The 24,921-nt window shown below is 66.6% G+C and carries 24 protein-coding genes; 13 read left to right on the top strand and 11 right to left on the bottom strand.

All coding sequences use genetic code 11. The features are described from left to right. The first annotated feature begins 27 nt into the window (after positions 1-27). The 6 genes from CHB73_RS05765 to lipA are packed head-to-tail and all read left to right on the top strand — an operon-like array spanning position 28 to position 6,074. Positions 28-423 (top strand): response regulator, encoded by a 396-nt coding sequence (locus tag CHB73_RS05765; protein ID WP_089273014.1) that lies wholly within the window; start codon positions 28-30, stop codon positions 421-423. Beyond that, positions 398-1,396 carry a sensor histidine kinase gene (locus tag CHB73_RS05760; protein ID WP_089273012.1) on the top strand — a complete coding sequence of 333 codons (999 nt, stop codon included), beginning with the start codon at positions 398-400 and terminating at the stop codon, positions 1,394-1,396. Before CHB73_RS05765 ends, CHB73_RS05760 begins: the two co-directional genes overlap by 26 nt. Further along, a complete protein-coding gene (locus CHB73_RS05755) occupies positions 1,393-2,976 on the top strand; it encodes an ASKHA domain-containing protein (RefSeq protein ID WP_089273010.1) in 1,584 nt (527 codons plus the stop codon). Before CHB73_RS05760 ends, CHB73_RS05755 begins: the two co-directional genes overlap by 4 nt. Beyond that, the gene (locus tag CHB73_RS05750; protein WP_089273008.1) at positions 2,966-4,522 is read left to right on the top strand and encodes a small ribosomal subunit Rsm22 family protein; all 1,557 of its coding nucleotides are present in this window, start codon (positions 2,966-2,968) and stop codon (positions 4,520-4,522) included. Before CHB73_RS05755 ends, CHB73_RS05750 begins: the two co-directional genes overlap by 11 nt. Before the next feature lie 3 nt (positions 4,523-4,525). Continuing rightward, complete coding sequence (gene lipB, locus CHB73_RS05745) at positions 4,526-5,203, top strand: lipoyl(octanoyl) transferase LipB (protein ID WP_089273006.1); 678 nt, start codon at positions 4,526-4,528, stop codon at positions 5,201-5,203. Next, on the top strand, positions 5,133-6,074 hold the full coding sequence (gene lipA / locus CHB73_RS05740) for a lipoyl synthase (protein ID WP_089273003.1): 942 nt from the start codon (positions 5,133-5,135) through the stop codon (positions 6,072-6,074). The genes lipB and lipA overlap by 71 nt, the downstream gene beginning before the upstream one ends. Here lipA and CHB73_RS05735 read toward each other — a convergent pair. From CHB73_RS05735 to CHB73_RS05695, 9 genes are read right to left on the bottom strand one after another with little or no spacing between them, the layout of a single operon-like run. Then, a complete protein-coding gene (locus CHB73_RS05735) occupies positions 6,034-8,055 on the bottom strand; it encodes an acyltransferase family protein (RefSeq protein WP_143337316.1) in 2,022 nt (673 codons plus the stop codon). The two genes, lipA and CHB73_RS05735, sit on opposite strands and share 41 nt — an antisense overlap. Before the next feature lie 10 nt (positions 8,056-8,065). Then, positions 8,066-8,812 (bottom strand): class I SAM-dependent methyltransferase, encoded by a 747-nt coding sequence (locus tag CHB73_RS05730; RefSeq protein ID WP_089272999.1) that lies wholly within the window; start codon positions 8,810-8,812, stop codon positions 8,066-8,068. Further along, complete coding sequence (gene recJ / locus CHB73_RS05725) at positions 8,809-10,578, bottom strand: single-stranded-DNA-specific exonuclease RecJ (protein ID WP_089272997.1); 1,770 nt, start codon at positions 10,576-10,578, stop codon at positions 8,809-8,811. Before recJ ends, CHB73_RS05730 begins: the two co-directional genes overlap by 4 nt. A 4-nt stretch (positions 10,579-10,582) precedes the next feature. Continuing rightward, positions 10,583-11,359 carry an orotidine-5'-phosphate decarboxylase gene (pyrF, locus tag CHB73_RS05720; RefSeq protein ID WP_089272995.1) on the bottom strand — a complete coding sequence of 259 codons (777 nt, stop codon included), beginning with the start codon at positions 11,357-11,359 and terminating at the stop codon, positions 10,583-10,585. Next, on the bottom strand, positions 11,359-12,015 hold the full coding sequence (gene gmk, locus CHB73_RS05715) for a guanylate kinase (protein ID WP_089272993.1): 657 nt from the start codon (positions 12,013-12,015) through the stop codon (positions 11,359-11,361). The genes pyrF and gmk overlap by 1 nt, the downstream gene beginning before the upstream one ends. After that, positions 12,015-12,311 carry a DUF370 domain-containing protein gene (locus CHB73_RS05710; protein WP_089272991.1) on the bottom strand — a complete coding sequence of 99 codons (297 nt, stop codon included), beginning with the start codon at positions 12,309-12,311 and terminating at the stop codon, positions 12,015-12,017. Before CHB73_RS05710 ends, gmk begins: the two co-directional genes overlap by 1 nt. Positions 12,312-12,315: 4 nt before the next feature. Continuing rightward, on the bottom strand, positions 12,316-13,197 hold the full coding sequence (locus CHB73_RS05705; protein WP_089272988.1) for a YicC/YloC family endoribonuclease: 882 nt from the start codon (positions 13,195-13,197) through the stop codon (positions 12,316-12,318). Between the two features lie 2 nt (positions 13,198-13,199). Next, positions 13,200-13,769 carry a DUF4416 family protein gene (locus CHB73_RS05700; protein ID WP_089272986.1) on the bottom strand — a complete coding sequence of 190 codons (570 nt, stop codon included), beginning with the start codon at positions 13,767-13,769 and terminating at the stop codon, positions 13,200-13,202. Continuing rightward, complete coding sequence (locus CHB73_RS05695) at positions 13,766-15,094, bottom strand: MiaB/RimO family radical SAM methylthiotransferase (protein WP_235641524.1); 1,329 nt, start codon at positions 15,092-15,094, stop codon at positions 13,766-13,768. Before CHB73_RS05695 ends, CHB73_RS05700 begins: the two co-directional genes overlap by 4 nt. A gap of 68 nt (positions 15,095-15,162) precedes the next feature. Here CHB73_RS05695 and CHB73_RS05690 point away from each other — a divergent pair, with 68 nt between their 5' ends. Then, positions 15,163-15,684, top strand: a complete 522-nt coding sequence (locus CHB73_RS05690) for a tetratricopeptide repeat protein (RefSeq protein WP_089272982.1) — start codon at positions 15,163-15,165, stop codon at positions 15,682-15,684. On the opposite strand, the gene CHB73_RS05685 is transcribed toward CHB73_RS05690, so the two are convergent. Next, positions 15,674-16,720: a tRNA-specific 2-thiouridylase gene (locus tag CHB73_RS05685; protein ID WP_179216914.1), complete on the bottom strand. Its 1,047-nt coding sequence runs from the start codon at positions 16,718-16,720 to the stop codon at positions 15,674-15,676. The two genes, CHB73_RS05690 and CHB73_RS05685, sit on opposite strands and share 11 nt — an antisense overlap. Then, the gene (locus tag CHB73_RS05680; RefSeq protein WP_089272980.1) at positions 16,717-17,214 is read right to left on the bottom strand and encodes a glycosyltransferase family protein; all 498 of its coding nucleotides are present in this window, start codon (positions 17,212-17,214) and stop codon (positions 16,717-16,719) included. Before CHB73_RS05680 ends, CHB73_RS05685 begins: the two co-directional genes overlap by 4 nt. A 174-nt stretch (positions 17,215-17,388) precedes the next feature. On the opposite strand from CHB73_RS05680, the gene CHB73_RS05675 reads away from it, so the two are divergent. The 6 genes from CHB73_RS05675 to CHB73_RS05650 all read left to right on the top strand — a co-directional run bounded on the left by CHB73_RS05675 (position 17,389) and on the right by CHB73_RS05650 (position 24,801). Then, positions 17,389-19,182, top strand: coding sequence for a dephospho-CoA kinase (locus CHB73_RS05675; protein ID WP_179216913.1), 1,794 nt, complete (start codon positions 17,389-17,391; stop codon positions 19,180-19,182). Continuing rightward, a complete protein-coding gene (locus CHB73_RS05670) occupies positions 19,179-19,907 on the top strand; it encodes a rhomboid family intramembrane serine protease (RefSeq protein ID WP_089272976.1) in 729 nt (242 codons plus the stop codon). The genes CHB73_RS05675 and CHB73_RS05670 overlap by 4 nt, the downstream gene beginning before the upstream one ends. A 117-nt stretch (positions 19,908-20,024) precedes the next feature. After that, a complete protein-coding gene (locus CHB73_RS05665) occupies positions 20,025-20,984 on the top strand; it encodes a DnaJ C-terminal domain-containing protein (RefSeq protein ID WP_089272974.1) in 960 nt (319 codons plus the stop codon). A 34-nt stretch (positions 20,985-21,018) separates the two neighbouring features. Then, positions 21,019-21,336 carry a chaperone modulator CbpM gene (locus CHB73_RS05660; protein WP_089272972.1) on the top strand — a complete coding sequence of 106 codons (318 nt, stop codon included), beginning with the start codon at positions 21,019-21,021 and terminating at the stop codon, positions 21,334-21,336. 42 nt (positions 21,337-21,378) lie between these two features. Then, positions 21,379-24,045, top strand: a complete 2,667-nt coding sequence (gene clpB, locus CHB73_RS05655) for an ATP-dependent chaperone ClpB (RefSeq protein ID WP_089272970.1) — start codon at positions 21,379-21,381, stop codon at positions 24,043-24,045. Positions 24,046-24,114: 69 nt separating this feature from the next. Then, entirely contained in the window at positions 24,115-24,801 is a 687-nt protein-coding gene (locus CHB73_RS05650) for an SAM-dependent methyltransferase (RefSeq protein ID WP_089272968.1), read from the top strand. The last annotated feature ends 120 nt before the right edge of the window (positions 24,802-24,921 follow it).

Below are 24,921 nucleotides of genomic sequence, written 5' to 3'. Positions count from 1 at the left end.
TTTGCGCAAAGGCTTCAAGGAGCGCGAATGGACATGAACATCCTGCTTGTGGACGACGAGGCCGACTTCGTCGAAACCATGACAAAACGCTTCCGCATCCGCAAAATTCCGGTGGCCACGGCCGGGAGTGGTGCGGAGGCCTTGCGCCTTGTTGACGAGCAGGATTTCGACGTGGTGATTCTGGACGTGCGGATGCCCGGCATGGACGGGCTTGAAGTGCTGCGGCAGATACGCGCCAAGCGCCCCATGACCGAAGTCATCATGCTTACCGGGCACGCCTCGCTTGACGCCGGGATGCAGGGCATGAGCCTTGGCGCGTACGACTACGTGCTCAAGCCCGCGGATTTCGACGATCTGCTGGACAAGGTGCGCCGGGCGGCCGAGCGCAAGGCCCTCAATGTCAGCGCGCAGGCCAGGGGATAACCCTCCGGGCGGCGTGCGCGCCCTGCTCGCCAGGGCCACGGGCACGCGCGTGGGCGGGGAGCGCCGCGCGGTGCTTTGGCTACACTTTCTGCTGCCCCCAGCCCTGGGCGCCCTGGTCGTTGCGGCGGCCTTCGCAAGTCTGCCGCTGGCCGCGCTTTTGGCCATGGCCGCCCTGGTCATGGCCGCAATCCACGCCCGAACGCTGATGGAGCGCCTTACCCAGGCCGAAGAGGCCAAAACCTCCCTCAACGCCCAACTCATCCAGTCGCAAAAGCTGGCCGCCGTGGGCGAACTCTCGGCGGGCATCGCGCACGAAATCAACAACCCCATCGCCATTATCGCCCAGGAAACCGAATGGGCCGGGCACCTGGTGGGCGAGGTCGAGAAAAACAGCTCCGCCGACTTCACCGAAATCAAGGACTCGCTGCGGGAGATCCGCGCGCAGGTGGACCGCTGCAAGAACATCACCCACAAGCTGCTGGACTTCGCGCGCAAGCGCGAGCCCATTTTGCAGGAGGTGGATGTGGCGCGGCTCATCGACGACATGGCCAGGCTGGTGGACAAGGAAGCCGCGTACAAAAACGTCTCGCTCGCGCGCAATATGCAGCAGGACCTGCCGATGCTGCGCACGGACTCGCCGCTGTTGCGCCAGGTGGTGCTGAACCTCATGACCAACGCCCTGCAGGCCGTTGATCGCGGCGGCGTCATCGAGGTGGCGGCCGAGGCCGACCAGAACGAGATCCGCATACGCGTTTCGGACAACGGGCCAGGCATTGCGCCGGAAAACATGGACAAGATATTCAACCCCTTCTTCACCACCAAGCCGCCGGGCCAGGGCACGGGCCTGGGCCTCTCCCTGTGCCACAACCTGGTCAGCGGCATGGGGGGGCGCATCCGCGTGGACAGCCAGCCGGGCAAGGGGGCGGCCTTTACCGTACATCTGCCGCGCATTCCCACCAGAGGCCGCAAATGATCCGCATCGCCACCAGCGACGGCAGAGTCCTTGAACGTGTGCCTGACCCGCAGCTCACCCTTGCCCAGGCCATCTTTCTGGCCGGGCTTTGGGATGGGGTGCCCCTGTGCGCGGGCCTGGGCAAGTGCGGCCTGTGCCGCGTGCGCTTCGTCCAGTCCGCCCCGCCGCCACGCGACGAAGAACTGCGCAGGCTCGGGGCCGAAGCTCTGGCCCAGGGCTGGCGGCTCTCCTGCCTGCATCCGGCGCAGGCCTGCGACATCGAGCTTCCAGAGCCAAAACGCTCCGGCCAGGCGCGCCAGCAGTCCGGTTCGGCCGGGACCGCGCACGCGCGCGACGCAGCCGCCCTCGCCGTGGACCTGGGCACCACCAGCATCCACTGGACCGCGCTTTCCGGCCACGAGGCCATTGCCTCCGGCCAGGAGCTGAACCCACAGATGGGCCTGGGCAGCGAGGTCATGTCACGCCTGGGCTTCGCGGCGCGGCCCGGCGGAGCGGACATCCTGCGCGGCCTTGTGCTGGACCGTCTGCGCCAGCTCGTCGCGGCGGCCGAACACAAGGCGAAAGCACCCGTGTCGCGGCTGTGCGTGGCGGGCAACAGCGCCATGACCTGTCTGCTGCTCGGCCTGCCCCTTGAGGGGCTTTCACGCGCTCCCTACCATCTTGAGTATACCGGGGGCGACGAGCGCGAGCTTGCGTCAGACCTGCCGCCCGCGCGCATCCCGCCCCTGCTCGCGCCCTTCGTGGGCGCGGACATCAGCGCCGGACTGGCCGCCGTGAGCCTGGAAACGACGAACCCGGAGTCCGGGTCGCCACGCTTTCCCTTCCTCCTGGCCGACCTCGGCACCAATGGCGAGTTCGTGCTGGCCCTCTCCCCGGACGAGTATCTGCTGGCCAGCGTGCCCATGGGCCCGGCCCTGGAAGGCGTGGGCCTGCGCCACGGCCGCACCGCCGCTCCGGGCGCTGTGCGCGCCTTCGCCCTGACCCCGGCTGGCCTGCGGCCCGAATACGTGGAGCGCCCGCCACAGCCCGGCGAGGACGGCGGCATCACGGGCGTGGGCTACCTGTCGCTTGCGGCCGCGCTGCTGCGCGCCGGGGCGCTGGACGAGTCCGGCCGCTTCGTGGTACCCGCCACGCCTCTTGGCCGTAAAATCGCCGGGAACACATCCGAACAGGGCGGCGAGACCGTTCTCGACCTTGGCGGCGGCCTTGGCCTGCCCGCCTCGGACGTGGAAGAGCTGGTGAAGGTCAAGGCGGCCTTCAATCTGGCGCTCTCGCGCCTGCTGGCGGAGTCCGGCCTGCGCGCCGGGGCGCTTACGGCGGTCTTTCTCGCCGGGGCCATGGGCGAGCATGTGGACGCCCGCGACCTGGCCGCCCTGGGCTTTTTGCCCGAGGCGCTCGCCGGGCGGCTGGTGCGCGCGGGCAACACCTCGCTCGCCGGGGCGCGGCTGCTGCTCAACTCCCCCCAGGCCTGGGACTGGGTGCGCGCCCTGCCCGGAAAGTGCCGCGCGCTGGATCTGGCCTCGGACTCCGGCTTCGGCTCCCTGTACGTTGAAAGGATGGTGCTGCGACATGTTCCCTGAGCAACTCTTCCCGCGTCCCGGCGGCGACTTCCTCGCCCTGCTGGCCGCCCTGCCCCGGCACCTGGACGCGGCCATGCCCATGCGCAAACAGCACCGCCGCGAACTGCCCGGCGACATCCGGCGCCTGTCGCACCTGCTCACCGATGAGCGCGGCGACCTCCGTCGCGACTATCTCTCCGACCCGGCAGCGCTCTCGGCCTACATGCGCTATTTCCTGCCCTGGAACATCTACCGCCTGGGCGTGCTCTTCAACGGCCTGGCCCTTGATCCCGGCGGCGATGCGCCGGAAGCCGGGGCCACGGTCATCGATCTTGGCACGGGCCCGCTCACCGCGCCCCTGGCCCTGTGGATGAGCCGCCCGCATCTGCGCAAACGCCAACTGACTTTCGTATGCGTGGACCGCGCGCCCAAGCCCATGCGCCTGGGGCTCGACGCGCTTTCCAGCCTGGCGGAAGGGCACGGCGGCCTGGCCCCCTGGAAGGTCACCCTGGTCAAAGGCCCGCTGGACGCCCGCCTGCGCGAAAAGGCCGACCTCCTCATCATGGCCAACGCGTTGAACGAGGTGCTGCACAGAGGCGAGGACCAGGACCTGCCAGAGAACGCCGATGCGCTTGCCCAGCACCTGCGCTCCATGCTCACCCCCACGGGCGCGCTGTGCGTGGTTGAGCCCGGCGTGCGGCCCTCGGCGCACCTCATCGCCGCGCTTCGGCGCGGATTGCTGCACCATGGCCTGAAGCCGCTGGCCCCGTGCCCGCATACCGGTCCCTGCCCCATGAGCGGGCGCGGCTACACGGCCTGGTGCCACTTCAACTTCGAAGCCGAGGCGGCCCCGGCCTGGCTCAAGAAGCTCTCCGACGAGGCGCGGCTGCCCAAGGACAACGTCAGCCTCTCCTTCCTACAGTTCTCGGCCAAGGGCAGAAAGCTCGACGCGGCAGAGGGAAAAAGCCTTGTGCGCGCAGTGTCCGGGCCTTTCGAGCTGCCCGCGCCCGAGGGCGTGGACGCCCCGCGCCGCTTCGGACAGTATGCCTGCTCCGAGCGCGGCCTCACCCTGCTGAGCCTGCCCAGGAAACATCTTGTGCCACAGCCCGGCGCGCTGCTGGAAGCCGCTTGGCCCGAGGAACCCGCGACCGACGCCAAGAGCGGGGCGCTGGTGTTGCCCATGAGCGGCGATGCGTCGCCGCGGCCATCGGGACAACGCCCGATGGGCCAAGCCCAACCATCGCCCAAGCCCACGCCCAAAGCCGGGGCTAAGGCCGGTCCCAAGGCCGCGCCCAGGTCCGCAAACGGCCCACGCCGCCCGACAGCGCCCGGCAAAACGCCCCAAGGCAAGGCCCCTGCCCGGCAAAAGGGCCAGGCGCTTACCGTGGAATCCATGCTGGCCGAAGGCTTGGCCGACGAACTGGCCCAGGATCTGGGCGCAGCCGCAACGCCCGCGCCGCGCCCGTCCAAACGCCTGCCCAGCCAGCGCCCTGCAAAGCCAACAGGCAAGCCTGCGGGCAAGCCCGGCCCCAAGGGCGCAGCAGGCAAACGCAAGGGGAAAGCCTAGGCCATGCGCATCGTGGACCTGGGGCTCATCCCCTACCGCGAGGCCGAGGCCCAGCAACTGCGCACCCTGGCCGAGGTCCAGGGAGGCGGCGAGGAAACGCTGTACCTGCTGGAGCACCCCAAGGTCATCACCCTGGGGCGGCAGGGCGGCGGCGAAAACCTGCACGTGGGCGAGGCGCATCTGCGCGCCCAGGGCATAGAGCTGGCCCAGACCCTGCGCGGCGGCAACATCACCTGCCACTTTCCCGGCCAGCTGGTGGCCTACCCCATCTTCCGCGTGGAGAAACGGCCCGGCGGCATCCGGCAGTTCTTTTTCGACATGGAAGAGGCCGTTATCCGCACCTGCGCGGCCTTCGGCCTTGATGTCGCCCGACGCACAGGCTTCCCCGGCGTGTGGACCGGGCCGGACGCAAGCGCACGCAAAATCTGCTCCATGGGCATCGGCGTCAAGCGCTTCGTCACCTACCACGGGCTGGCGCTCAACGTCGGGCACGATGTCAGCCTCTTCGACCTCATCACGCTCTGCGGCATCGGCGGGGCAAAGGCCACCTCCATGAGCGCCGAGGCCGGACGGCCGCTTGAATCCCCCATTGCAATCAAGGAAGTGAAGGATGTCCTCGCCAGAGAATTCCGCGCCCGCTTTGCGCATTCCACCCTGGCTGCGGGTGAAGCTGCCCAGTAGCCGCGACTACGGCAACACCGGCGCGCTGTTGCGCGACCTGGACCTGAACACCGTGTGCCAGAGCGCGCGCTGCCCCAACAAGTGGGAGTGCTTCTCGCGCAGCGTGGCCACGTTCCTGGTGCTTGGCCGCGAGTGCACGCGCAACTGCGCCTTCTGCAACATCAGCCCCGGCCGACAACTTCCGCCGGATCCGGACGAGCCCCGGCGCGTGGCCGAGGGCGCGGCGCGCCTTGGCCTCAAGCACGTGGTCATCACCTCCGTCACGCGCGACGACCTGCCCGACGGCGGCGCGGAGCACTTCGCCCTGTGCATCCGCCTGGTGAAGGGACGCATGCCCGACTGCACCGTGGAGGTGCTCATCCCGGACTTCCAGGGCGACGCGGCGGCGCTGGAGACCGTGCTGGCCGCGCGGCCGGACGTGCTGAACCACAACGTGGAGACCGTGCCGCGCCTGTATGCGTCGGTCCGCCCGCAGGCGAACTATGCGCAGAGCCTGGACGTGCTGCGGCGCACGGCAGCCTATAAAGGGGAAGACAGCCGGGGCATACCGGCCAAGAGCGGGCTGATGGTGGGACTGGGGGAAACGGACGAGGAGCTTCGCGCGGTCATCCGCGACCTGCGCGACGCGGGCTGCACGATGATAACGGTGGGGCAGTACATGCGGCCCTCGCGCCTGCACCCGCCCGTGCAGCGCTACATGCCGCCGGAGGACTTCGACGCGCTGGCCGAGTACGGCCGCTCAATGGGCGTGCCCAAAATGTTCTGCGCGCCGCTGGTGCGCAGCAGCTACCACGCGGCGGAGCTGGTGGGGGGGAACAAAAATGTGGACCTTATTCAAACAGCGGATCCAAATAGCGCACATGCTCACTAGAGGCTCGCGGAGAAATATGATCATAATCCCTATACATTAGCACACCATCCTCTGATACGACTGGACAGAACACACCGTTGCATAGCGTCTTCATTGGGTCGATAATTGTTGCCCCAGCCTTGCCCGCGATGGAAATGATCCTTGAACGTATGGGCTCCGTCCGTTCTATGGCAATAGTCCGAGCAAGTGGATTCGGGATATTGAGACTGTACCCCATCCAGGACCTCTTAAAAAAAGTAAATGGATCGAACTCTACGCCAAACGGATTATCAAGGATGAAAACAACCTCTTTTCCGTTGCGCTGAGCAGACTTTGCGGCAGAAAGAATCCTTTCGTCCAACTGCGCCATGTCATCTGCAGGCATTTGTTTCATGAAAGGGACATTTCTGTTTGGCCCCAAGCCCGCCCCCCGGGCAGCATAGTCCACCTTATCGCTCCCATATCTATATGCCCAAAAATATGAAAACACGATCCTATGGATTGATTTATCCGCCAGAAACTTGGCAGGAACAGGCTCGCCTATCGGCAAATCTATGTAGGCCGCAGAATATGGTTTAAGACTCTTATTACGCACACGTTCCCGTGCCCCTTGCATGGCGTGCCAATAGTGGGTTGCATGGGAATCACCAACAAAAAGTACAGTTCCTGCAAAATCACCATCGGAACGCAATACGAAAGCGCCTTGAACGAAAGAAAAGGCTTCTGGTTTCTTTATCTTGCCGATGACAAGTTGCTCAGCAACTTTTTCAGCCAAGACGGCATCGTGGCTAAAAAACATTTCCTTATTGCTAAAAAAAATAGCACATGATATAAAAAAAACAAACAGCATTGAAGCAATAAGAAATTGTGTACTTTTTATTTTATTAATTTTGAATCGTAAAGGATATTCGACAAGATAATAAATCACAACCGCGCAGACGATAGAAACAGAGACTAAAAGAAGAGCCTGCTGCGACGTCAGGTCTCCGTGATTAATTATATGTTGAAAAGAAAGCAGAGGCCAGTGAATAAGATACAATGGATAACTGAATACCCCAATTCTTACCAGAACCTTATTGGAAAGCATTACTCTATTGACCAAAGGGGTAGGACCTGCGGCAATAATAAGCACAGTACCAATCACAGGCAGCAAAGTTAGCCATCCAGGAAACGCAGACTGAGGGGTAATCAGGAATAGTGAATAGCCGATTAGCGTCAAGCCAGTGACCGAAAGCCAAGGTAAGCACAACCGCCCCCAATTTATAAAACGAGATCGCAATATGTGGACGAAAGAATAAAAAATAAACCCTGAATTTGTTTGGCAGGATTTGTTCTTTATGAGCGCGAGCGCAGCTCCTGCACCAAGCTCCCAAAATCTAGAAAATGGTGAAAAAAATACTGTAGCTTTGTCAGCCTGAATAGCAATTAGATTGTATCCAAGAGAGAATACAACCAATACAAAAGAAGCAAAAAATAAGCTTACCCTATTCTTCCAAAAAAACCACAAAAATAATGGCCAAAGAAGATAAAACTGTTCTTCAATCCCAAGAGACCAAAGATGCAGCAACGGCTTAACTGTCGCTCCAGTGTCGAAATATCCTGACTCTGACCAAAAAACATAGTTTGATAAAAAGAATGAGCTGAACAATGCGTGCTTGCCCAGTTGCTTGAGCTCGACAGGCAAAAGCACCAGCCAACCTATAATCACGACACAGACAAGCGTCACGACCAAAGACGGAAAAATGCGCCGGATTCGTTTTCCGTAAAACGAAAAAAAACTAAATGAACCGTGTTGCAACTCCTCAGCAATCTTGGACGATATCAAATACCCTGAAATCACAAAAAAAATATCGACTCCAACAAAACCGGCAGGCACCATCGTCGGGTATGCATGAAACCCGATGACAAGGAGCACTGCCAGCGCTCTTAGCCCATCAATGTCTGCACGGTAGTCCGAGCCTTTGGCGTGAGCCAACATAAGCCTCTGACCAGGGTGTCGCACCTTTGCTCCCCTACCCCGCCACCAGCCGGGTCATGCCGCGTTCCACCTCGCGGTGGCGGATGTTGAGCCCGCAATCCTCAAGCTCGGCCGCCAGCCAGTCCGAGCCGATGCGCAGCTTGCGGTAGCAGCCCTTGGCGAAGCGCCACGCCTCGCCCTCCCGCGTGTACACGATGTCGTGCGCAAGGTACGCATCCTCGCTTTCCTGCTCGATGAAGCAGTGCGCCACGCGCTCAAGGTCGGCCTTCACAGGGATGAAGCGGTCCAGCCCCTGCGGCAGCGCGCTCATGTCGCGCCAGCCGATGACCACGGTCGCGCCGGGCTCCAGCATGGACTTCACGTCGCGCAGCAACTGCCGCACGGCGTCCTTGCTTGGCAGATGGGTCAGAGTGTCGCCCATGCACACGGCCAGGCACCACGGCCCGGGCGCAAGGTCGCGCAGGTGCGCGATGTCGCCCACCACGCCGCGCACGTGCAGGTCCATGGTCTGCCGGGCCATCACGTCCAGCAGCTTGCGGCTGGTGTCCAACCCGGTGACGTGGAAACCGAGCCGCGCCAGCGCCACGGCCTGGTAGCCGGGGCCGCAGCCCAGGTCCAGCGCGCGCGCACAGCCGCCGGGCGCAATGCCCAGGCGCGAGAACAGCGCCTGCTGCTCCTCGGCCTTCACGTCGAACGGCCCCATCATCCAGGGATACACGTCATCCAGAATGGCCTCGTAATGCTCCTGCGCGGAGCCCACGCCCATGCGTTCGTCCATCATTCGTCCCAGTCCTTTACTTGCAGTTCGATTTTGGGAATGCCGTCAAAACGGTCGATGCGCGGGGTGAAGGCAAAGCGCATAAGCTTGCCCAGCACCTCGCGCGGAAGATCATTGGCCTTGCGCCAAGCCTTGGCGGGCAGCACCGCGCCGGGCCGCCCTGCGTCCGCCCCCACCTGCTCGGCCAGATTGAGCTTCACGTGGTCCTTACCGAACACGCGGTAGTCCTTCACCAGCACCGGCGGCGAGACGAACAGCGGCTCCGGGTTGCCCATGCCGAATGGTTGCAACATCTCCAATTCCTTGAGCAAAGTGAAGGAGATATCGCCGAAGGACAGCTCGCGGTCCAGCTTGAGCGAGGGCTTAAGGGGCGTGGGACCGAGGGCGGCTTCCACGGCCAGGTGGAAGCCTTCGCGCAGGGCGTCGAGGTTTTCAAGGCGCATGGAGAGCCCGGCCGCCTGCCTGTGCCCGCCAAAACCCAGGAACAGGCGTTCCAGGCCGGAGAGGCCTTCGTGCAGGTCGAATTCGGCCACACTGCGGCCGGAGCCCTTCCAGTGGCCGCCGCCGGGTTCGTCGGGCGCGTCCTCGCGGCAGAGCATGAGCACGGGCTTATAATGCCGCTCAACAACGCGCGAGGCCACGATGCCGATGACGCCGGGGTGCCAGTGCTCGGCCGCGAGCACAAGGCCCAGCCGCTCCTTCTGCTCCTCGGCCTGGGCCAGGGCCTCTTCAAGGATGGCCTGCTCCTCGCTGCGGCGCTGGGCGTTCAGGCCGTCGAGCTTGGAGGCCAGCGGATTGGCCGTGTCCATGTCCGGTGCCAGCAGCATGGAGAGGGCGGTTTGCGGGTCGTCCATGCGCCCGGCGGCGTTGATGCGCGGGGCGAGGCCGAAGCCGATCTGCCCGGCGCCCAGGTCGGCCAGCTTGTCGTAGCCGCTGTAGACCTTGAGAGAAGCGATGCCGGGCCGCCGGGCCTCCTTGATGAGCAGCAGCCCATTTTTGACCAGGATGCGGTTGGGGCCGGTCAAATCCACCACGTCGGCCACGGTGCCCAGGGCCACCAAGTCCAGGAACTGGCGCATGTCCACAGGCTGGCCGGGCAAAAGCCGGTTCAGGGCGGCCATGAGCATGAAGGCCACGCCCACGCCCGCCAGGTTGCACAGGCCGGTGCAGGCGTCTGCGCAGGCCCCGCCGCACAGGCGCGGATTGCAAATGCCATGGGCCTTGGGCAGTTCGTCCGGGGGCAGGTGGTGGTCGCTCACCACAACGGTCATGCCCAGCTCGCGCGCGCGGGCCACCTCGGCCACGGCGCTTATGCCGCAGTCCACGGTGAGCAGCAGGCGCACGCCTTGTCCGGCCAAGCGCTCCACGCCGTCCAGGTTCAAACCGTAGCCGTCATTCACGCGGTTGGGCAGGTAGTGGCCGATCTGCTGCGCGGCCACCTCCGGCCCCAGCCGCTTGGCGAAGAAGTCCTTCACCAGAGCCGTGGCGGTGATGCCGTCCACGTCATAGTCGCCCCAGACGCAGAAGCGCGCGCCGGCCATGAGTTCGCGGGCCAGGACCTCCGCGGATTCCGAAAGGCCGGGGATTGCGGCGGGCTGGGGCAGGTGCCGCAGGCCGGGGGAAAGAAAGCGGTCCATGTCCTGGGCGGACTCGTACCCGCGCCGCCACAGCAGCTCGGCGATGACACGGGTGATGCCCAGGTCCTGGGCCATGGCGTCGATGGTGTCCGGCACCTTCGCGCCGGAAAGCAGTTTCCAGTTGCAGGGCATGGCGTCAGCGCCCGGCCGATGCGGCTGCCCGGGCCATGCGCTCCAGGATGCCGCGCGCGGCGGCCGCTGGCCCGCCCTTGTCCCTCGGCGCGCGGGTAATGGGCCGTCCCACCACCAAAAAGTCCGCTCCGGCGGCAACGGCGGCTTCCGGAGTCATGACGCGGCGCTGGTCGTCGCCCGGCACCGCGTCGTCGGGGTCTGGCACGCGGATGCCCGGCGTGAGGCACACGAAATCCGGCCCGCAGGCTTGCTTGACGCGCGCGGCCTCCTGGCCGGAGCACACCACCCCGTCCAGCCCGGCCTCGCGGCTTTGGCGCGCAAGCTCCAGCGCCACTTCCGAGGCAGGACGGCCGCGCAGGATCGGATTGTCCACATCCTGCATACTGGTGAGCACGGTGACGGCCAGAAGCAGCGGCCTCGCGCCAACGCCGCCCAGTTCGGCAAAGGCCTCGTCCCGCGCCGCGGCGGCGATTCCTGCCATGTCCAGACCGCCAGCGGCATGAATGTTCAGCATGTCCGCCCCGCTCTTGACGGCCGAACGCACGGCTCCGCGCACGGTGTTGGGGATGTCCAGAAATTTGAGGTCGAGAAAGACCTTGAAGCCCATGCGCTTCAGCTCGCGCAGCACAGACGGCCCCTCGGCCACGAAAAGCTCCAGCCCCACCTTCATCCACAGGCCGGGCTGGCCCGGTGCCGCCAGGGACGAAAGGGCGCGGGCCATGTCCAGGGCCTCGGCCCCGGTCTGAAAGTCCAGGGCAACCACGAGTTCGGGCCTGGGCATCAGCCGCGCCCCCACTGGGCCAGCAGGCCGGGCAAAAGCCCCGGACGGCAGACGGCCCGCGCGCGCCCGGCCACGTAGATGGCCCGCAGTTCGTCGGCCGCCTCTTCAAGGTCATCGTTGACCACATGGTAGTCGAAGTGTCCGGCCGCCTCCAACTCGCCCAAAGCGTTGGTCAGACGCTTGGCGATGACCTCCTCCGACTCTGTGCCGCGACCGCGCAGGCGCTGCTCCAACACCTCCCGCGAGGGCGGCAGGATGAACACGTACAGGGCCTGCGTGAACACCTGCTTGAGCTGCAGCGCGCCTTGCACGTCGATGTCGAAGAGCACGTCCTGCCCCTTGGCGAGCATGTCCTCCACCGGTCCCTTGGGCGTGCCGTAGAAGTTGCCGTGCACCTCGGCCCATTCGGCGAAGAACCCGGCGTCGCGCCGGGAAATGAAAGTCTCGCGCGAGAGGAAGTGGTAGTGCACGCCGTTCTCTTCGCCTTGGCGCGGAGCGCGCGTGGTGCAGGAAATGGAGTAGGCGAAGGCCGGGAACTCGGCCCGCAGCCGGGCCACCAACGTGCTCTTGCCCGCGCCGGAGGGGGCGGAGAGCACCAGGCACAGGCCCTTGCGGCCGCCGTGCAGGTTGTCGAGCGGGGCGTCGGTTGGACGCATCATTCCTCCTCGCGCTTGCTTGCGCTTTCTTCAGCCAGGAAGCGCTGGCCGATGGTCTCGGCCTGGATGGCCGAAAGGATCACGTGGTTCGAGTCGGTGACCACGATGGCGCGGGTCTTGCGGCCCTGGGTGGCGTCGATGAGCCGCCCCTCCTGGCGCGCGTCCTCGCGCAGGCGGCGCATGGGCGCGCTGGCCGGGTCCACGATGGCGATGATGCGCCCGGCCACCACGAAGTTGCCGAAGCCCAGGCTCACCAGCCGCTGGCGCGCCGCGCTCTTGCGTTCGCTTCTGTCCATATGCCTACTCGATGTTCTGCACCTGTTCGCGACATTTTTCCAGTTCGACCTTGAAATCCACGGTAAGGCGGCTCACTTCCACGTCCTGGGCCTTGTTGCCGCAGGTGTTGATCTCGCGGAAGGCCTCCTGGATGAGAAAATCAAGGCGCTTGCCCGCCTCGCCCTTGGCAGCCACGGCCTCGTCCAGGCGGTCCAGGTGCGCGGCCAGCCGGGTCAGCTCCTCGGAAACGTCCAGGCGGTCGGCCAGAACCGCCACCTCCTGGGCCAGGCGGTCCTCGGCGAAGCTCATGCCCGCCTGGGCCACCAGGGCGTTCAGGCGCTCGGCCGTGGCGGCCTGCTTGTCCTTCAGCACCACGGGCACACGCAGGGTCACGGCGGCGGCCAGCTCGCGCAGCCGGGCGAAACGGGCGGACAGATCGCGGGCAAGCTCCGCGCCCTCCACGCGGCGCGAGGCGTTCCAGTCGTCCAGCGTCTTCTGGAAGCCCAGCTCCAGGCTCTTGGCCAAACGCGGGTCCGGCTCGGCGGCGTCGTCGCGCCAAAGGTGCGGGGCGGAAAGCAGGCGGTTCATGTCCGGCGCGAAGGCCACGCCCTGTTCCTTGGCCAGCGCGCGCAGCTGATCCAGCATGGCCCCGGCCTGCGCGGCGTTCAGGCTCACGCCCAGAAGCGCGGCGCTGCGGGTATCCACGGAAAGGTTCACGTCCACACGCCCGCGCGAGGCGTTCTTGCGCAATATCTTGTCAAAGCGGGGCTCCAGGCCGCGCAGCACCGAGGGCATACGCCACTTCACATCCAGGAAGCGGTTGTTTACGCTGCGGATTTCCCAAACGTGGCTGAAATCCTCTTCGTTGGTCTCCACGCGGCCGAAGCCGGTCATGCTCATGGGCATGGTCATTCTCCTTGGCCGGGCCGGGTCTCTCCAGCCTCGACTGCTGTTTTGTACAGAGTGCGCAACGCCGTCAAGCGCCGTTTCATGTCTTCCGTGGCGTAGTCCGGGAAGGTCCAAGGCAGGGTCACCCAGCCCTCCCGCTTGTTGTAAATCAGGGTGAGGTCGGCCCAGACCCCGCCGCCCTGGTACACCCGGTGCGTAAAATTCTTGCCCGAGGCCAGCACCAGCCGTTCCAAGGTCAGGATGCCGGGGTCCACGTTCACCGTGCGCGTCCCGTCAGCGCGCAGGCGGGCCTGCTCCATGGCCACGGCGGCCAGCTTCATGGCCTTGAGGCCATCCAGCGGCGCAAGCCGGACAAAGCCCAGAAGCCGCCGCAGCAGCGGACGCCCCAGTTCGTCGCCGTAATAGTCCGTGTGGTCGAAGGGCATGAGGCCGGAACGGTAGTCCACCGGGCCGAAGCGCTCCGCAAGCTCGGCGTGCAGGGACGGCCAGCCGCCTCCGTCCCACCAGGCGGCCTCGGCCAGAAGCGAGACAAGCGCCTTGCCGGGCCGGGGCTCGCGCAGCACGCTCACGGCGCAACCTCCGCAAGGCCGACCACACGGCCATCCTCCACTCCTTGCGGCCGCAGGGCCACAAGCCCGCCTGCGCGCAGATTCCCGCCCTGCACCGCGCACGGCGCGTAGAACTCGCACACGCCGTGTCCGTTTTGCGTGTTCTCCACCAGTACGGTAAGCTTCTGCAGCATCGCCAGTTCCTTCAAGAAGCTACGTTTCTTGCCCTCGGCCAGGCCGCGCAGCCGGGCGGCTCGCGCCGTGCGCTCGGCCTTGGGCAGCGGGTCCGGCAGCCGGGCGGCGGCCGTTCCCGGCCGGGGTGAAAAGGGAAACACATGGGCATAGGTCAGCGGCAGCTCGCGGCAGAAGGCCAGCGTGGTCTCAAACTGCTCCGCGCTTTCGCCGGGGAACCCGGTGAGCAGGTCCGCGCCAAGTCCCAGCCTGGGCCAATGGGTCGCCAACTGCCGCAGGAAGTCCAGCACCTGGGCGGGGCGGTAGTGGCCGCGCCCCATGCGCCGGAGCACGCCCTCGTCGCCGCTTTGCAGCGAGATGTGCAGATGCGGGGCGACAAGACACGAGGTACCAAGCACGTCCAGGGCACGGGAATCAAGCTGGCCCGGCTCCATGGAGCTCAACCGCAACCGTGCGCGGCCAGCCCACTCGGGCGCAAGTTCGGCCTCGATGCGCGCAAGCAGCGCCCAGAAGTCGTGCGGTTCCGGCAGATCGGCCCCGTACTGGCGCAGGTTTACGCCGGAGACCACCAGTTCGCGATAGCCAGCGGAAAGCAGCGTGCGCATCTCGGCCACGGTCGCGGACGGGTCGCGACTGACGGAAGCCCCCCGCGTAAGCGGCACAATGCAGTAGGTGCAGTGGTGCGAGCAGCCGTCCTGCACCTTGACCACGGCCCGCGCGCGGCGGAACGCGCCGATCTCGAAGGGGGGAAAGCGCGGGGGAGCCGACAGGGCCGACGGTTCCGGCAACGGCGCAAAAGGTCCGGCCAGCAGCTCGCCCTTGCGCGACTGCGGCACCACGGCGTCCACCTCGGGCATTGCGGCAAGCTCTTCCGCAAGCACCTGGGCCGCGCAGCCGGTGACGACGATGCGCGCTGCCGGGCTCTGCTGGCGCAGGCGGCGCACTGCGGAGCGCAGATCGCTCACCGCGCGGGCGGTGACGGCACAGGAATTCACCAAAAGCACCCCGGCGCAGGCCGGGTCGTTTGTCTCGACCATGCCCCTGGCCCGCCAGGCCTCGCTGATGGACTCGGATTCGTACTGGTTGATCTTGCAGCCCAGGGTGGCGACGAAAAAGCTCTGGGCGTCCGGCGTGTTCGGCATGTGTGGCGTCATTTTTTCCTGGATTATCCAACGCGTCTGGGCGACAATGGAGCAACGCTGTCCACCATCAGGAGGCTCCAATGCGCACCCCGTTCCTGACTCTGCTGGCCCTGGCCGCGCTGTGCGCGCCCCTGCTCACCGGTTGCTCCCCGTCCGTGCGCGGCAGCATGGCCCTGTCCAGCGGAGACTATGACCGGGCGCTGGGCCTCTACGGCGAGGCGCTGGCCAGCGACCCGGACTCCATCTACCTGCGCCAGCGCATCGGGCTGACGCATTTCGCCAAAAAGGACTACGCCAACGCCGAGACCAGCTTCCGGGAGATCCTTTCGCTTCGGCCCGGCGAGCCCAACGCAGCCTTCTACCTGGGCCTGTCCCGCATTGGCAAGGGTGAACGAGGTCCAGCCCTTGAGGAATTGCAGGGCTTCTCCTGGCCGGACAAATACTACCAGCAAAAATTCGTGCGCGAGGAGGCCGAGCGTCTGTTGCGCCACCCGGACATGCCCGCGGCCGAGACCATCTCCTGTCTCAAGGACGCCCTTGAGGAAGGACGCAAGAAGCAGGAGGAGTCGGAGCGCGAGATGACCTGGGGCCTCAGGCGATGATCGCCCCGGCCAGCACCACGCCGTCAGCATCGTAAAGCGCGGCCACCTGCCCCGGCGCGGGGCGGATGTGCGGCTCCACAAAGCGCACGCGCAGCGCCCCGCCGGAAAGTTCCGCCCGCGCGGGCCGGGCGGACTCGCGATACCGGGTCTGCACCAGCGGCTCATCCGGCCACAGGGCCGGGTCCACCAGCACATTGGCCTCGGCCGCCTCGAAGCCCCCCCCCAGGAGCGCCTCGCGCGGGGCAACGACGAGAATGTTGCGCGCCATGTCCTTGTCCAACACGTAGAGCGGCTCGCGCCAGGAGAGCCCAAGGCCGCGCCGCTGGCCGATGGTGCTGCGCCACAGGCCCTGATGCCGTCCCACAAGCGTGCCGTCAGGCAGGCGGGCCTCGCCAGGGCCGGGCAGGGCTTCGCCACGAGCGGCGAGAAAGGCCCGGTAGTCGTCGCCGGGCACGAAGCAGATCTCCTGGCTCTCCTCCGGCAGCGGGGGGACCACCCCGCGAGCGGCAAGCCCGGCCCGCGCGGCCGACTTGGTCCGCGCGGCAAGGGGGAAGCGCGCCAGCATAAGCCGCTCACGCGGCACAAGGGACAGGAAATAGCTCTGGTCCTTTACCGGATCCGCCCCGCGAGAGAGCGCCCAGCCATACGCAGGATGCGCCCCTGCCGCGGCGAAGTGCCCCGTAGCGAGGGCCCCGGCGCCCAAGGCCAGGGCCCGGTCCAGCAGCAGGCCGAACTTCATGGCCGCGTTGCAGCGCGCGCAGGGGTTGGGCGTGCGGCCGCAGAGATACTCCGCTGCAAAGGGGGCCGCCACCAACGACTCGAACTCCCGGCGCAGGTCGACGACGTGCAGGGGCACGCCAAGCCCGGCGCAGGCCACTGCGAGCTCAGCCTCGGAGCGCTCGTCGGGAGCGGGCAGAAAGCGCCCATGCAGGGCCAACACCTCGCGCCCGGCGTCTCGCAGGGCAAGAAGCGCGGCCAGGCTGTCCCCGCCGCCGCTCACGGCTACGGCCAGCGCGCCCTTCTCCGCCTCTGTCACGCTTTCGCCCCCCAGTCGCCCTGCTCGGCCACGCGCACATGCTTGATGAAGGCATAAACCGCCCCGTGCACCGCGTTGGCGAACCCGGCGCGGCCATCCAGCACGCCCGACTTGAGCACGCAGATGTTGAGGAAGCGCGCCAGCCCGCGCAGGGTCATGAAGCCCGCCGCCTTTCCGAGCGCGGCAATGGCCGCGCGGATGGAGGCGTTAAGCGCATCCGTGAGGCATTCGTCCTGGTCCAGGCTCACCGCCCAATCCCCCTTAGGCGCCATGGCGCGGAGATGCTCCAGAGCGAAGCGGAACTGCGGGTCCGGCCCCTCCCACTTGCGGAAGAACACCATCGCCCCGGCCGCGCGGGCGATGTCCACCGTGGCGTCGGTGCTTACGGAATCCACCACGTCGAGCGTGTCGCAGAAGTCCAGCGCAGCCAGGCAGCGTTCAAGCAGACGCTCGCCGTTGTAGGTCAGAATCAGTCCGGCAGTGCGGGGAGCCATTGGCCCTCTGTGGGTGCTGCGGGTTGCGAAGGTGCGCGTCTTGTACGACGGGCCTCCCCGCCGGTCAAGGCGCGGAGCCCCCGCGGGGACTCCAGAGGGGGGGCCGGAGCCATGGCGTTTGTGCTTTTCGCGCGTGCAGGCTATGAAACATATATGAGACGCGACGCGAACGACATGGAACACGCAAAGGGAAACAAGGCGGCAAGCCATGCCACCGGGACGCTGGAACGCAAGGCCGTGCCCGCAGAGGCCGGGATGCGCCTGGACCAGTACTGGGCCCGGGAAATGGCCGAACGCGGCGCATCGCGCGAGCGCGTGAAGGAATGGCTCCAAGCGGGGCTTGCGCGGGTGGACGGCGTTGTGGTGAAAAAACCCGGCTACAGGCTGGAGGGCTTCGAACGCGTGTCCCTGGACGCCCCGGACTTCTCCACCGAGATCACGCCCGCGCCGGAGCCTGGGGAACTGACCGTGCTCCACCGCGACGAGACCCTGGCCGTAGTGGTCAAGCCCGCCGGACTGACCACGCACCCCGCGCCCACCCAGCCAGCCGGTACGCTGGTCAACCGCCTGCTGCACCACTTTCCGGAGCTTGCGCCGGAGGTTTCCGCAATGCACGGCGAACGGCCGGGCATCGTACACCGGCTGGACAAGGACACCAGCGGGCTCATGCTGGTGGCCCTCACCGAGGCGGCGCGGCTCGCGCTCTCGCAGGCCTTTGCCGACCGCCGCGTGCACAAGACCTACCTGGCCCTGGTCCACGGCAGGCCCAAAGGCGACGAGGCCGGGCCGCTCGGCGAAGACGCGGGCTTCATCGACCTGCCCATGGGACGGCACCCGACCCTGCGCACCAAGATGACCGTGCTGCGCAAGGGCGGACGCGAGGCCCGCACCGGCTGGCGCAGACTGTGGACCGACCGGCTCGGCCGGGCCAGCCTGCTGGCCGTGGACCTGCACACCGGCCGCACCCACCAGATCCGCGTGCACTTGGCGCATCTGGGACACCCCCTTTTGGGCGATCCCGTGTACGGCCCTTCGCAGCACGCCCGCTGGCTGGCGGAAAAGGGACCGCTGGCGCAACTGGCCACGCGGCAGATGCTGCACGCCTTCCGCCTGGCCTTCGAGCATCCGGGCAGGGCCGAAGAGCTCGTCTTCCGCCAGGATCCGCCGGAGGACTTCATGGCCCTTTTGCGCGCACTGGGAACCGACTGCCAGCGCGTGGTCCTTACCGGAGCGCCCCTTTGCGGCAAGTCCGCACTGCTGGCCGCCCTTGAGGCCATGCCCGAAGGCCCGCCTACATTCAGCGCCGACGCCTGCGTGGCGCGCCTGTACGCCCCCGGCGGCGACGGTGCGGCGCTCCTGTCCCGCAGCCTGGGGCGCGGCGTGCTTGGGGCCGATGGCGGCGTGGACAAGGCCGGGCTGCTTTCCCTGTTGCGCAAGACCCCCGGCCTCCGGCGCGAGGTGGAGGACATCGTCCATCCGCTGGTGCGCCACGCCCTGGACCGGTTCTGGGCCGCCAACGCCCATGCCCCCCTGGCCGTGGCCGAAATTCCGCTCTACTTCGAGGCTGGATGGCAGGGCCGCAAAGGGGGCGAAGCCCGCCGCATGGCCGATGTGGTGGTGGGCGTGCGCTGCCCGGACGACTTGCGCCGCGGGCCGTTGCGCGAGGGCCGGGCCCTGCCTTCGGAGACGCTGGACGCCCTTGACTCCTGGCAATGGCCACAGGAACGCAAGCTCGCCGCCTGCGACATGGTGGTCGAAAACGCCGGAACGCTGGCCGCCCTTGAGGCCCAGGCGGGACCGCTGCTCAAACGCCTGGCCGCCCTGCGCGGGGAGCGCGAAGCGGCCTTTGCCGCGCGCATGGCCGCCCTGCTGGACCAAACGGCCGAGAAAGGCGCGGACGTGCCCTGCCCCGGCCTGCCCGCCACGCAGGCGGACGACGAAGACTGGTGGGACGAGGCGGACGGATGATCCCCCTGCGCGACGACATTCCGCGCGTGCACAAACCCGTGGCCGTTGTGCTCGTCATTGCGGCCAACGTGCTGGCGCATGTGCTGGTGAGCAGCCAGGATCCCTACCTGCGCGAGGCCCTCTACCGGCTCTTCGGCGTGGTGCCCGCGCGCTACGCCTTCCCCGACTGGGCCGCCTTCGCCGGATTCCCAGCCATGGGCGCCCTGCCCTTCTTCACGTACATGTTCCTGCACTCGGGCTGGTGGCACCTTGTCCTGAACATGTGGATGCTCTGGATCTTCGCCGACAACATCGAGGATGTCATGGGTCCGGTGCGCTTCCTGGCCTTCTACCTCCTCTGCGGCCTGGCCGCGCTGGCCCTGCACATGCTCTTCAACCTCGCGGGGCACGCCCCCATCATCGGGGCCAGCGGAGCCGTGGCCGGGGTCATGGGCGGTTACGTCACCCTGTACCCGCGCGGCAAGGTGGTCACCCTCATCCCCATCATCATCATCCCCTACATCGTGGACCTTCCCGCCTGGCTGTTCCTGGGCGTCTGGTTCGCTTCCCAGGTGGTCTCCGGCCTGGTGGACCACCTGGCCCTCGAGGCCGGAGGCATCGCCTGGTGGGCGCACGTGGGCGGCTTCATGGCCGGAATGCTCCTGGTGCGCCTGTTCATGAAGCCCGAACGCTGCTACCATTGCGAATACAAGGGCTTCGGCAAGGGCTTCACCTTCTCCGAATAGCCCGGTTCGGCCCAAGACGACACGCCTGTGGAAAACTCCCTTGACAGGGCGCAACCACACACTATTTTCCACGATGGAGCGAGACCGCGGCAACCGCCGCCAAGGAGTTGCGTGCCCATGAGCGTGGAATACAAGGACTACTACAAGATCCTCGGCGTGGACCGGAAGGCCAGCCAGGAAGAAATATCCAAGGCCTTCAAGAAACTGGCCCGCAAACACCATCCGGACTTGAACCCTGGCGACAAAACGGCCGAGGCCAAGTTCAAGGAGGCGGGAGAGGCCTATGAGGTGCTCAAAGACCCGGAAAAACGCAAACTCTACGACCAGCTTGGCCCGAACTGGCAGCAGGGGCAGAACTTCCAGCCGCCTCCGGGCTTCGAAAACACGCGCTTCCGGTACTCCGGGGGCGGGGCTGGCGGTCCCGGAGATTTCAGCGACTTCTTCGAGACGCTTTTCGGCGGCGGAGGCGGGGCGCGGGGCGGCTTCTCCGGCTTCGGAGGCGGTTTTCAGCAACGGCCGCGCAGGGGCCAGGACGTGGAAGTCTCCTACGAAATCGGCCTGGAGCAAGCCTATGCGGGCGGACCGCAGTCCGTGAACCTGCAGGAGCACGTGCCCGGCGCGGACGGCTATCCCGTCATGCAGACGCGCACCCTGAAGGTCAACATCCCGCCCGGCGTCAAGGACGGGCAAAAGATCCGCCTGGCCGGACAAGGCAGCCCCGGAGGGCCCGGCGGCGAGCCCGGCGACCTGTACCTGCGCATCAGGCTGCGCGAACACCCGCACTTCAAGGTCAAGGACGACAACATCGTCTACGACCTGCCGCTGGCCCCCTGGGAGGCGGCGCTGGGAACCACGGTGCGCGTGCCCACCCTGGACGGCGCGGTGGAAATGAAGATTCCGCCGGGCGTGGGCTCCGGGGCGCGGCTGCGGGTGCGCGGCAAGGGCCTGGGCGCCGCTGGCAAACGCGGCGACCAGCTCGTGCGCGTCATGATCCAAAGCCCCAAGAGCGTAAGCGACGAGGCGAAGCGGCTCTGGGAGCAGCTGGCCAAGGTTTCGGACTTTTCCCCGCGCGGATGACCGGGCGCGATTGAATTCCTGAAGGAGTGACGCCATGACCGAGCTCAAGATCAACACCCCCGGCCAGCCGCCCAGCCGCTCGGAGCTCATCGCCTGGAGCCGCTTCGTGGAGCTGGCCTGCGTGGAGCCCGGCACCGTGGCCGAGCTCATGGAAATGGGCTGGCTCGACCCCGTGTGCACGGGAGCGAATCAATACCTCTTCCGCCCGCACGACGTGTACCGCATCCAGAAGCTCATGCGTCTATGCCGCGACCTGGAGATTCCCCACGCCGCGGGAAGCATCATCGTGGACCTGCTGGAGCGCGTGGAGCGCATGGAGCAGGAGCTCAACGAACTCAAGAGGTTGCTCTAAACAGCGGGTCCAAGCGCCCCGCGAACAATGGGAGGTCATGCAATGGATCCCAACAAACTGACGCAAAAATCCCAGGCCGCCCTTGCCGAGGCCCAGAACCTCGCCATAGCCAGAGGCCACCAGCAAGTGGACACCGCGCATCTGCTCTGCGCGCTGGCGATGCAGGACGGCGGCCTGACCCCGCAGATCCTGACCAAGTGCGGCCTGGACGCCAAGGCATACGCCCAGGCGGCCGAGGCCGAGCTCTCCCGCCTGCCGTCCGTGTCCGGACCGGGCGCGCAGCCCGGCCAGGTGCACATCACCCAGGCGGCGGGGGCGGTTCTTGTGCGCGCGGAGGAAACCGCCAAGCGGATGCAGGACGAATTCGTGAGCGTGGAGCACCTGTTCCTGGCCCTGCTGGACGAGCCGCCCTCCTCCGCCCCCGGCCGGGTGAACCGCCAGTTCGGCCTCACGCGCGACAAGTTCCTCGCCGCCCTCACCGAGGTGCGCGGCAACCAGCGCGTCACCTCCGACAACCCAGAGGCCACCTACGATTCCCTGAAAAAGTACGGGCGCGACCTGGTGGAGGAGGCCAGAAGCGGCAAGCTCGACCCGGTCATCGGCCGCGACCAGGAAATACGCCGAGTGATCCGCATCCTCTCGCGCCGCACCAAGAACAACCCCGTGCTCATCGGCGAGGCGGGCGTGGGCAAGACGGCCATCGCCGAGGGCCTGGCCCAGCGCATCGTGAAGCAGGATGTGCCCGAAGGCCTGAAGGAAAAGACCATCTTCGCACTCGACATGGGCGCGCTCATCGCGGGGGCGAAATACCGCGGCGAGTTCGAGGAGCGCCTCAAGGCCGTCTTGAAGGACGTGCAGAAATCCGAGGGCCGCATCGTGCTCTTCATCGACGAGCTGCACACCATTGTGGGCGCGGGCAAGGCCGAGGGCGCCATGGACGCGGGCAACCTGCTGAAGCCCCTTCTGGCGCGCGGCGAGTTGCACTGCATCGGCGCCACCACCACCGACGAGTACCGCAAGTACATCGAGAAGGATCCGGCTCTGGAGCGCCGCTTCCAGCCCGTCATGGTGGACGAGCCCTCCCTTGAGGACACCATCTCCATCCTGCGCGGCCTGAAGGAGCGCTTCGAGGTCCATCATGGCGTGCGCATCAGCGACTCCGCCATCGTGGAGGCTGCCACCCTGTCCAGCCGGTACATCAGCGACAGGCAATTGCCGGACAAGGCCATCGACCTCATCGACGAGGCCGCGGCCATGATCCGCACGGACATCGACAGCCTGCCCACGGAGTTGGACGAGACCAACCGCCGCGTGCTCCAGTTGGAGATCGAACGCGAGGCCCTGAAGCGCGAAACCGATGCAGCCAGCCGCGAGCGCCTGGAGAAGCTCGAAGAGGAACTGGCGGAGCTGAAGGAAAAACAGGCCGGATTCATGGCCCAGTGGGAACGCGAGAAGAGCGCCATCGAGGCCGTGCGCCGCGTCAAGGCCGACATCGAGCAGACCCGGCTCGAAATCGAGGAGGCCGAGCGGGCCCTGGACTACAACCGCGCGGCCGAGCTGCGCTACGGCAGGCTGAACGCCCTGGAGCGCCAGCTCTCCGAGAGCGGCGACACCGTGGACGAAGGCCCGCGGCTGGTGAAGGAGGAGGTGGGGCCGGACGACATTGCGGCCATCATCTCCCGCTGGACGGGCATTCCCGTCACCCGCCTGCTGGAGGGCGAGCGCGAGAAGCTCTTGCGCCTGCCGGAGCTGCTGCACCAACGCGTGGTGGGCCAGGACCAGGCCGTGCAGGCCGTTGCCGACGCCGTGCTGCGGGCCCGGGCCGGCCTCAAGGATCCGAAACGCCCCATCGGCAGCTTCCTGTTCCTGGGGCCCACAGGCGTGGGCAAGACCGAGCTGTGCAAGACCCTGGCCGAGGCGCTCTTCGACACCGAGGAGAACATGGTGCGCCTGGACATGAGCGAGTATATGGAGAAGCACTCCGTGGCGCGACTCATCGGCGCGCCTCCGGGCTACGTGGGCTACGACGAGGGCGGCCAGCTCACCGAGGCCGTACGCCGCAAGCCCTACGCCGTGGTGCTCTTCGACGAGGTGGAGAAGGCGCATCCGGACGTGTTCAACGCGCTGTTGCAGATTCTGGACGACGGCAGGCTGACCGACAGCCACGGCCGCACCGTGGACTTCAAGAACACCATCCTCATCATGACCTCGAACATCGGCTCGCAGGCCATGCTGGCGGGCATCCAACCCGACGGCGCCTTCGCCCCCGGCGTGGAGGAGCAGGTGCTGGAAAGCCTGCGCGGCCACTTCAGGCCCGAGTTCCTGAACCGCGTGGACGAGACCGTGCTCTTCAAGCCCCTGGCCCAGGAACAGCTCATGGCCATCATCGAGCTCTTGGCGGGCTCTTTGCGCGCGCGCCTGGAGGAACGCAAGATGGGCCTGTCCATCACCGACGAGGCCAAGCGCTTCATCGCCGCAGCGGCCTACGACCCCGTGTTCGGCGCGCGGCCCCTTCGCCGTTACCTGCAGACCCACCTGGAGACGCGCCTGGCGCGGGAGATCATCTCCGGCCGCGTGGGCGAGGGCGACGAGGTGGTGGTGGACCTGCTGGACGGCAAGCTGGCCTTCGGCCGCAAGGACGAGGACGGCGGGGTGGAGTTCGACGCCGAGGTGACGGAAACCGCCGAAGGTGGCCGGAAGATTCAATAAAGGCGCAGCCCGGGCGGGCATGGCTTGAGAAGGTCGTGCCCGCCCGCGCGACAAGGCGCGGGAGGCTTGATGGGGTTTTCGCTCGGCCAGGTGGTTCCCTGGGGCCGCACGTACGCGGAATATGCCCGCATGTTCGCTCTTGCCCCGTCCGACATGGCCGGAGACATCCTCGGCTGCGGCGACGGCCCGGCCAGCTTCAACGCCGAGGCCACAGCCAAAGGCCACCGGGTCACCTCCTGCGACCCCCTTTATCGCTACGCCAAAGACGATATCGCCCGTCGCATCGACGAGACTGCGGATGTCGTGCTGGATGAACTGCGCAAGAACGCCTCCGCCTACCGCTGGAACGAGTTCGCCACGCCGGAGGACGTGGGACGGGCGCGCCTGTCCGCCATGGCGCGTTTCCTTCAGGACTACGACACAGGCAAAGCCCACGGGCGCTACGTCGATGCCGCCCTGCCCGCCCTGCCCTGGCCGGACGGCCGCTTCAGCCTGGCGCTGGGCTCGCATTTCCTTTTCCTCTATTCCGACCACCTGGACACGGATTTCCACGTGCGCGCCATGCTGGAGCTGTGCCGCGTTGCGCGCGAGGTGCGCGTCTTTCCGCTGACAAAACTGGACGGAAGCCCAAGTCCGCACGCGCCAGCCGTGTTGGACGCCCTGCGTCTGCGTGGCCATGAGGCCGAGGTGGTCCCCGTGCCCTATGACTTCCAAATCGGCGCGGAAGCCATGCTGCGCATCCACTGCGCGGCGTAATACGCGAACCTGGACACGATGCACCAAGCACCGGTCCGCGCCTTCTTGCGGCGGGTGCGCCTGAGGCCTGTCCGCGCCCAGCAGGAGGCGTATTTGCCAGGGTGTCTCCCCGCCGCCGTC

Source organism: Humidesulfovibrio mexicanus (assembly GCF_900188225.1).
Taxonomy (GTDB): Bacteria; Desulfobacterota; Desulfovibrionia; order Desulfovibrionales; family Desulfovibrionaceae; genus Humidesulfovibrio; species Humidesulfovibrio mexicanus.
This window is presented reverse-complemented; position numbering and strand designations above follow the sequence as displayed.

Excerpts from the sequence above, each read along its gene's own strand:
- CHB73_RS05765 (WP_089273014.1), top strand. The coding sequence starts at position 28 with ATGGACATGAACATCCTGCTTGTGGACGACGAGGCCGACTTCGTCGAA.
- CHB73_RS05760 (WP_089273012.1), top strand. The coding sequence starts at position 398 with ATGTCAGCGCGCAGGCCAGGGGATAACCCTCCGGGCGGCGTGCGCGCC.
- CHB73_RS05755 (WP_089273010.1), top strand. The coding sequence starts at position 1,393 with ATGATCCGCATCGCCACCAGCGACGGCAGAGTCCTTGAACGTGTGCCT.
- CHB73_RS05750 (WP_089273008.1), top strand. The coding sequence starts at position 2,966 with ATGTTCCCTGAGCAACTCTTCCCGCGTCCCGGCGGCGACTTCCTCGCC.
- lipB (WP_089273006.1), top strand. The coding sequence starts at position 4,526 with ATGCGCATCGTGGACCTGGGGCTCATCCCCTACCGCGAGGCCGAGGCC.
- lipA (WP_089273003.1), top strand. The coding sequence starts at position 5,133 with ATGTCCTCGCCAGAGAATTCCGCGCCCGCTTTGCGCATTCCACCCTGG.
- CHB73_RS05730 (WP_089272999.1), bottom strand. The coding sequence starts at position 8,812 with ATGATGGACGAACGCATGGGCGTGGGCTCCGCGCAGGAGCATTACGAG.
- recJ (WP_089272997.1), bottom strand. The coding sequence starts at position 10,578 with ATGCCCTGCAACTGGAAACTGCTTTCCGGCGCGAAGGTGCCGGACACC.
- pyrF (WP_089272995.1), bottom strand. The coding sequence starts at position 11,359 with ATGCCCAGGCCCGAACTCGTGGTTGCCCTGGACTTTCAGACCGGGGCC.
- gmk (WP_089272993.1), bottom strand. The coding sequence starts at position 12,015 with ATGCGTCCAACCGACGCCCCGCTCGACAACCTGCACGGCGGCCGCAAG.
- CHB73_RS05710 (WP_089272991.1), bottom strand. The coding sequence starts at position 12,311 with ATGGACAGAAGCGAACGCAAGAGCGCGGCGCGCCAGCGGCTGGTGAGC.
- CHB73_RS05705 (WP_089272988.1), bottom strand. The coding sequence starts at position 13,197 with ATGCCCATGAGCATGACCGGCTTCGGCCGCGTGGAGACCAACGAAGAG.
- CHB73_RS05695 (WP_235641524.1), bottom strand. The coding sequence starts at position 15,094 with ATGACGCCACACATGCCGAACACGCCGGACGCCCAGAGCTTTTTCGTC.
- CHB73_RS05690 (WP_089272982.1), top strand. The coding sequence starts at position 15,163 with ATGCGCACCCCGTTCCTGACTCTGCTGGCCCTGGCCGCGCTGTGCGCG.
- CHB73_RS05680 (WP_089272980.1), bottom strand. The coding sequence starts at position 17,214 with ATGGCTCCCCGCACTGCCGGACTGATTCTGACCTACAACGGCGAGCGT.
- CHB73_RS05675 (WP_179216913.1), top strand. The coding sequence starts at position 17,389 with ATGGAACACGCAAAGGGAAACAAGGCGGCAAGCCATGCCACCGGGACG.
- CHB73_RS05670 (WP_089272976.1), top strand. The coding sequence starts at position 19,179 with ATGATCCCCCTGCGCGACGACATTCCGCGCGTGCACAAACCCGTGGCC.
- CHB73_RS05665 (WP_089272974.1), top strand. The coding sequence starts at position 20,025 with ATGAGCGTGGAATACAAGGACTACTACAAGATCCTCGGCGTGGACCGG.
- CHB73_RS05660 (WP_089272972.1), top strand. The coding sequence starts at position 21,019 with ATGACCGAGCTCAAGATCAACACCCCCGGCCAGCCGCCCAGCCGCTCG.
- clpB (WP_089272970.1), top strand. The coding sequence starts at position 21,379 with ATGGATCCCAACAAACTGACGCAAAAATCCCAGGCCGCCCTTGCCGAG.
- CHB73_RS05650 (WP_089272968.1), top strand. The coding sequence starts at position 24,115 with ATGGGGTTTTCGCTCGGCCAGGTGGTTCCCTGGGGCCGCACGTACGCG.